Annotated in this window: 8 protein-coding genes; 3 read left to right on the top strand and 5 right to left on the bottom strand. The window is 63.5% G+C overall.

Annotation, left to right across the window (positions count from 1 at the left end; all coding sequences use genetic code 11):
- Positions 1-408: 408 nt before the first annotated feature.
- The 5 genes from ACVOK8_RS11860 to ACVOK8_RS11840 all read right to left on the bottom strand — a co-directional run bounded on the left by ACVOK8_RS11860 (position 409) and on the right by ACVOK8_RS11840 (position 4969).
- Positions 409-1044: an ATPase gene (locus ACVOK8_RS11860; RefSeq protein ID WP_481566975.1), complete on the bottom strand. Its 636-nt coding sequence runs from the start codon at positions 1042-1044 to the stop codon at positions 409-411.
- A gap of 3 nt (positions 1045-1047) precedes the next feature.
- Positions 1048-1392 (bottom strand): type II toxin-antitoxin system prevent-host-death family antitoxin, encoded by a 345-nt coding sequence (locus tag ACVOK8_RS11855; protein ID WP_481566973.1) that lies wholly within the window; start codon positions 1390-1392, stop codon positions 1048-1050.
- A 179-nt stretch (positions 1393-1571) separates the two neighbouring features.
- A complete protein-coding gene (locus ACVOK8_RS11850) occupies positions 1572-3212 on the bottom strand; it encodes a pseudouridine synthase (protein ID WP_481566972.1) in 1641 nt (546 codons plus the stop codon).
- Complete coding sequence (scpB, locus tag ACVOK8_RS11845) at positions 3205-4056, bottom strand: SMC-Scp complex subunit ScpB (protein WP_481566971.1); 852 nt, start codon at positions 4054-4056, stop codon at positions 3205-3207. Before scpB ends, ACVOK8_RS11850 begins: the two co-directional genes overlap by 8 nt.
- Before the next feature lie 16 nt (positions 4057-4072).
- Positions 4073-4969 (bottom strand): segregation and condensation protein A, encoded by an 897-nt coding sequence (locus tag ACVOK8_RS11840; protein WP_481512123.1) that lies wholly within the window; start codon positions 4967-4969, stop codon positions 4073-4075.
- Positions 4970-5319: 350 nt separating this feature from the next.
- On the opposite strand from ACVOK8_RS11840, the gene ACVOK8_RS11835 reads away from it, so the two are divergent.
- From ACVOK8_RS11835 to ACVOK8_RS11825, 3 genes are all read left to right on the top strand, one after another.
- Entirely contained in the window at positions 5320-5619 is a 300-nt protein-coding gene (locus ACVOK8_RS11835; RefSeq protein WP_481566970.1) for a YciI family protein, read from the top strand.
- Positions 5616-5894 (top strand): BolA family protein, encoded by a 279-nt coding sequence (locus ACVOK8_RS11830; protein WP_481566969.1) that lies wholly within the window; start codon positions 5616-5618, stop codon positions 5892-5894. Before ACVOK8_RS11835 ends, ACVOK8_RS11830 begins: the two co-directional genes overlap by 4 nt.
- A gap of 144 nt (positions 5895-6038) precedes the next feature.
- A complete protein-coding gene (locus ACVOK8_RS11825) occupies positions 6039-7058 on the top strand; it encodes a LacI family DNA-binding transcriptional regulator (RefSeq protein ID WP_481566968.1) in 1020 nt (339 codons plus the stop codon).
- Positions 7059-7096: the final 38 nt, after the last annotated feature.

The following is a 7096-nucleotide window of genomic DNA, read 5'->3' as shown; positions in this document are numbered from 1 at the left end:
GCAAGGGCCAGAGCCGAAGCAAGGGCCACAGCCGAAGTTATGGCCAGAGCCGAAGCCAGGGCCATCGCCGAAGCAAGGGACAGAGCCGAAGCAAGGCCCAGAGCCGAAGTAATGGCCGGAGCCGAAGCAATGGCCAGAGCCGAAGCAAGCCGAAGCAAGGGCCGCCGGAGTAGCAACGCTGGAAGCAATGTTTGAGCGCTGCGTCCTTCTCCCGCTTGCGGGAGAAGGTGCCCCGCAGGGGCGGATGAGCGGGGCTTTTCGCGTGCCGGCAGGCGTGCGATTGCGATGCACTCGGTGTGGCTGCGTTGCTATCGCCGATCCTTGAAACTGGACTGAGTACTCAAGTCGGAGACAGAGCCGGGTGGTGCAGTTCAACTATTGGTAGCGGCGAGTTCCGGGCGTTGTGGCTCATTTTGCATTTGCAGCCGGAAAAGCCTTGAGCGCCGCCCAGACCACAGACTTGGCCCATTCTGGCACCTGCGCAAACTCTTCCTGGCTGACCGGGCAGAGAATCTGCCCCCTATCTACTTCCAGCACCAGCAACGGCTCGACCAGGCCGTAGTGATCCGGCGGGCGGCTGTTGTCATAGACGTGCAGCGTGGTCAGGTGCGGCAATAGTTCGATCAGGTTGAGGCGTGAGCTGTCATAGCGCTGGCGGATCTTGTCTTCGGGAATATCGTGCCCGCCAGCCGCAACCCGTTCGGCCACGCGTTGCAGATGCAGTTCGATGCTCTCCAGGCCGCAGAACCACATGATTACCTCATGTTGCTCGCAGGCTTCGCGCAACAGCTTGGGAATGGTATTGGCGCCAAGTGTTGTTTCAAACGCGTAGTCGCGATTGGCCTGCATCGCTTCGCGCAGGCGGCGGGTGCCTTCCTGCCATGCGGTTGCATTGGCTTCCGCCAGCGGCCAGTCATGCTCGACCAGTTGCCGGGTGAAGGCATCGGGGTTGAACCAGGTCGCGCCATCTTGCGCCAGCATCATGCCCAGCAGGGAGCTCTTGCCGGCGCCATTGACGCCGGCCAATACCAGGATGCGCGCCATTGGTCAGCGCGACTTGCCCGGGGTGATCTTCAAGCCGCGACGGGCAGGGCGGTTCAGTGCCGTGGTGAGCGCATTGCCTTCACCAAGCACAGCTAGGTGTGCATCGAACTCAGCCTGCAGCTGCTTGAGCGACTGTGCGCGCTGCGCTGCGACAGAAGCGCCCGAAGCCTGCGTTACCAGACGCTGATACTCCTCGGCAGAGACCACTACTGCCTGCGGATGGTTGTGGTTGGTGACCACCACGGCCCCCAGCTTGGCGACCTTGCGCATCAGGTCTGGCCAGCCTTTGGCTTTGACGTCACTGGCAGGCGTCTTCTCCAATTCCAGCAGGTTCAGGGACAGATCCATGGTGATATCCGGGTTGCGTAGAGGAAAAATATACCAAATTGTCCATTTTGGGTATTTTTACCTTTATTGGTTCATCCGTCGTTTGTATGTGGGGGATAAAAACGCAAACGCCCGGTGCGAAGCGCACCGGGCGTTTGCTTGCAGTAGTGCGCGGTGAAGCGCCTCAGCTGCGGGGTGAATCAGGCGCCGCGCGGACCGCGGTTGCCACCGCCGCCGGGACGACCGCCGCCACCCGGGCGGCCAGCGCCGCCGGGACGGTTACCGCCCGGACGCGGGCCACCTGACGGGCGACCACCCGGGCCACCCGGACCACGGTTGCCGCCACTCGGGCGGCCGCCGGCCGGACGTGCGCCGTACGGGCTGTAGCTCGGCGTGGCGTGATCGGAGGGGAAGCTCGGCGCATTGCCAGGATGGCCGTAAGGATGCTTGCGCTGGCCTTGACCCTGGCTTGCGCCCTGGCCGCCAGCACCCTGCGGACGACCCTGACCGGGGCCGCCACGGCTTGCACCCGGCGCGCCGCCCGGACGCGGCTTGCCGTAGGGGCGAGCCTGACCGTCGGCTGCTGGGCCACGGCCCGGACCACGGTTGCCGCCCGGGCCGCGTGCTGCGCCCGGACCCGCATTGCGGTGGCCGCTCGGGCCGGTGCTGACACCGTCCGGCACATACCAGGTGCGGAATGCAGCCGGGTTGCCATCCGGCAGGCTGCGGTCGCCGGCAGGCTTGCGCTGCTTGAACGGCTTCTGTGACTGCTTGGCTGCGGCTTCGCCGCTGACGGTCAGGCCACCCTTGTAGCCGCCGCCGTTGCCACGGCCACGGCCGCCGCGGTCTTCGCGCACGTTGTCGAAGCGGCGCAGTTCGCGGCCTTCGTCAGCGGTGTTGTGGCCGTTGACGTAGGCATTGCCGCGGCCGCCTTCGCGGGACACACGCAGGGTGGTCTTGACTGCCTTGCGCTGGCCGATCACCGGCTGCAGCGTCAGTGCCGACGGGGTGCCTTCTTCCAGCTTCAACTGGGCGCGCAGTGCGTCAACCTGCTGGGTCGTCAGTTCCACCGACTTGCCGCGCATCAGGTCGCGCGGCAGCTCGATCTTGCCGTAGCGGGTGCGCTTCAGGCGGCTGACCTGGCAGCCCTGCGATTCCCACAGGCGGCGTACTTCGCGATTGCGGCCTTCTTTTACGACCACGCGGAACCAGTCGTGCGAATCGGTGCCGCCAATGCGCTCGACTTCGTCGAACTTGGCGCCGCCGTCTTCCAGCAGCACGCCACGGCCGAGGCGCTCGACGATTTCGTCGGAGACCTTCTCTTCGCCTTCCGGCGCACGCACGCGCACCACGTACTCGCGCTCGACTTCGAACGACGGGTGCATCATCGCGTTGGCGAGTTCACCGTCGGTGGTAGCCAGCAGCAAGCCGGTGGTGTTGATGTCGAGGCGGCCGATGGCGATCCAGCGTGCGCCCTTCAGCGGCGGCAGCGCTTCGAATACGGTCGGGCGGCCTTCGGGATCGTCACGCGTGGTGACTTCGCCTTCGGGCTTGTTGTAAATCAGCACGCGCGAGGGGTCGGTCAGCGCGCTGGCGACAAAGCTGCGGCCGTCGAGGTCGATCTTGTCGCCGCTCTTGATCGACATACCGGTCTTGGCAACTTCGCCGTTGACCTTCACCAGGCCGTCGGCGATGCGCTGTTCCAGCGCACGGCGCGAGCCCAGGCCGGCCTGCGCCAGTACCTTGTGCAGGCGCTCTTCGAGCTTGGGCTGCTGTTCGGTGTCGGCTTCACGCTTGAGCGAGAGCTTGTTCAACGAGGGTTTACGGGGGGTGTCACTCATCTGTTTGGCTCCGGCCGGCGTTTTCCGCGTCGGCCTCTGGTTCGGAATCGGCTACATCAACAGCCACGGTCGTCGTCGCGACGGCGTTGTTTTCAGTTTGTTCCACTTCCGCCGCGCGCTCTCCCGGCGCGGCGTCGGGTTCGCCGGTGAAGGCGGTGTTGGATGCGGCTGCGTTCGAATCCGGGGATTCTGGCGTAGCTGCGGGTGTTGGGTCGCTGTCGTTGGCGGCATCCAGGCCTTGCGGCGAGGCGGCACCAGCGGCCAGCGGAGTAGCTGGTTGGCCGTCGCCATCCAGCGGTAGTTGCGGTTCCAGCTCGCCGATGTCACGCAGTTCGGACAGCGGCGGTAGTTCGTCCAGGCGCTTGAGCCCGAAGTAATCCAGAAAGCCCTTGGTGGTGCCGAACAGGGCCGGCTTGCCAGGCACGTCGCGATGGCCGATGACCCGGATCCACTCGCGTTCTTCCAGCGCTTGAATGATGTTGCTGCTCACTGCCACGCCGCGCACCTGCTCGATCTCGCCACGGGTGATGGGCTGCCGGTAGGCGATCAAGGCCAGGGTTTCCAGGGTGGCACGGGTGTAGCGGGTCTTGCGTTCGGTCCATAGCCGCGACACCCAGCCATGTACTTCGCTGGTGATCTGGTAGCGGTAGCCTGAGGCCACTTCCGTCAGTTCCACGCCGCGTTCTGCGCAGCCTTCGCGCAACAGTTCGAGTGCCCGCTCGATGCTGCCCGGCGGTGCCGGCGCATCCTCGGGGAACAGGCCCTGCAGCTGCGCCAAGGTGACCGGCTGGCTGGAAGCAAGCAGGGCACCTTCGACAATGCGGTTGATCAGTGCTTGATCCATGCGTTGGGTCGGTTGCTCAGGCGGTGGTGTCAGCGTCATCGAACTCGCTGGAAAACTGCAGCGGTGCGTTGGTGTTGCCGGTGGCCAGGGACTTCACGTAAATCGGGGCGAGCGGTGCTTCCTGCACAAGATCCAGCAGTTGCTCCTTGGCCAGCTCCAATACCGCGAGGAAGGTGACCAGAACGCCGAGCTTGCCTTCTTCGGCGGTGAACAGACTTTCAAAACGGTAGAACTTGTCGCCTTCCAACAGGCTCAGTACATCGCCCATCCGCTGCCGCACGCTCAGTGCTTCGCGTTTGATCGCGTGACCACTGAACAGCTCGGCGCGCTTGAGTACGTCGTGCAGCGCCAGCAGCATTTCCTTCAACTCAACCGGCGGCGGTGCCTTGACCAGTACCCGCTCCGGCACGAAGGCGTGCGCCAGACTGGTGTCGCGGTCCTGCCGGGGCAGGTCGTCGATATCCTCGGCGGCCTGCTTGAAACGTTCGTACTCCTGCAGGCGGCGTACCAGTTCGGCGCGCGGATCCGCTTCTTCACCTTCGATGCTGGGGGGGCGCGGCAACAACATGCGCGATTTCACTTCAGCAAGAATCGCCGCCATCACCAGGTATTCGGCCGCCAATTCGAAGCGCAGCTCCTGCATGACGTTGATGTATTCCACGTACTGCTTGGTGATCTCGGCGACCGGGATATCAAGGATGTCCAGGTTCTGCCGACGGATCAGGTAAAGCAGTAGATCCAGCGGGCCCTCGAAGGCGTCGAGAATAACTTCCAGAGCATCCGGCGGGATGTACAGATCCTGCGGGATCTGCAGTACCGGCTGGCCATGCACCATCGCCAGCGGCATTTCCTGCTGCTGAGGTAAGGGATGCTGCGCTGGCGGGTTCGCGTCGTGCGCGAGTTCGGAAGTCATCAGGTCGACATTCGGGGTATTGCGAGCTGTGCACATCCCAGGTTCCCGCCCGGGAGGATTCCAGCCCTGTATTACGAGCTACTCGCGCTTGTTCTGCGCGCTTCCACATATGAACAACAAGACGCGCCGCACGATCAGCGGGGACGTCATTACGAGGAGGTCGTCTACGCGGTCCGGGAAGTGATGTGCTGCGGTGGTTGGGTGGAGGTCTGGGCCTGCCACCGCACCGAGCGGCTACTGGCCGACTGCGTGCAATGGACTAAAGAGTAATCGCCCGGGCAGGGCGCTGTCCAGCCTTGTGACGCTAGACTTGGCATCCTTCCATTCAGCAGACAAGCGGAGAAAGGCCAGTGTGGTACGTAATTGAAGGCTATGACGGTGCGGATGTGCTGGCGGCGCGGTTGCAGGCGCGGGCAGCGCACCTGGCACGGCTGCAGACATTGCTTGACCAGGGGCGACTGCTTTTGGCGGGCCCCTGTCCTGCGGTTGACGCGGAAGATCCAGGCCCGGCCGGTTTCAGTGGCAGCGTGGTGATCGCCAGCTTCGAAGACCTAGCTGCAGCGAGGGCCTGGGCCGATGCTGATCCGTATGTGGCTGCAGGCGTCTATACACGCGTGGAAGTGCGCCCGTTCCGCAAGGTGCTGCCATGAGTCGGGTCGAACGGATCCAGTCCGCCCTGCAGGCTGCTTTTGCACCCTTGCAGTTGGAAGTGAAGGATGACAGTCATCGCCACGCCGGCCATGCCGGTGCCAGCGACGGGCGCGGCCATTTCAAGGTCATGGTGGTCAGCGAGGCTTTCGCTGGCAAGGCCCCGCTTGCCCGGCACCGGGCGGTGTACGCCGCGCTCGGCGAGATGATGGAGACGGATATCCACGCACTGTCCATCAAGGCTCTGACGCCACAGGAACTGGGCGGGACACGCTGAACGCGGTGGGGCGCTGCAAGGTTCCTTTGGGAAGTGTCGGGACATACGTTGGCCAGGCGGGTCAAATCGGGCTAACGAACTGTTTACAGATACGATTGAAAACGTTTACAGTCCGCCCGACCCTGTACTGCGGTGGGTAGGCCAGTGGCGAAGTCGGCAATCACGATCAAGGATGTTGCCCGCGAGGCGAATGTCTCCGTCGCAACCGTGTCGCGTGCCCTCAACGGCCATGACAATGTCGCCGCGCCGGTCCGCAAGCTGGTGCTGGAGGTTGCCAACCGGCTGCGCTACACCCCGCACGCTGCGGCCCGCAGCCTGAGTAGTCGCAGTACCCAGACAGTCGGTGTGGTGCTTCCCGACCTGTACGGCGAGTTCTTTTCTGAGTTGATGCGAGGGATTGACGGCGTGGCCAGCGCCCATCGCCGGCATCTGTTGGTGTCCAGCTATCACGGCGACCAGCAACAACAAGGTTCGGTGCTGCAGGCAATGCGCGGACGCGTTGATGGTTTGTTGGTGCTGTCGCCTTATGCAGGCGATTCCGATTTCCTGGTCGACAATCTGCCGCCTGCGCTGCCCACGGTATTGATCAATACCCCTTTGGCCGAGGCGCGCTATCCGGTTTTCAGCATTGATGACCATGCCGGTGCGTTGAACATGGCCCGACATCTGCTTGAAGGCGGGCATCGCCGTATCGCCTTTATCGGCGGACCGGAACACAACCACGATGCGCAGCAGCGCCTGCTTGGTTTCCGTGAGGCAATGGCGGGATTCGACGGTAAGGTCGAAGCGATCGAACTACCGGGTAATTTCGATGAAGCCTCCGGTCATCAGGCCGGATTGGCACTGTTGGCGGGTTCTGAACTGCCCGATGCGGTGTTCGCCGCCAACGACATGATGGCCTTGGGTTGCCTGTACGCATTCTCGCAGGCAGGCATAAAAGTGCCTGCACAAGTGGCACTGGCAGGCTTCGATGACATTCCCTTGGCGCGCTTTGTTCACCCTGCTTTGACAACGATGCAGGTCAGCATCGCCGAGTTGGGCGAGCGGGCGATGCTGCAATTGGTGCAGATGATCGATAGCGGTGAGGCGCAGGAAACGCCTGCTGTAACGCTGGTTCCGACCTTGGTGGTGCGTGACTCAACCACCGCCTGCGACTTCCTTTGACCCGGCGATAGACCGGGACGGCTACTCACATACACGTT

It is taken from the genome of Stenotrophomonas sp. STEN083 (assembly GCF_056759195.1).
Note: the sequence above shows the minus strand (reverse complement) of the source record. Positions and strands in the feature narration are given on the sequence as shown.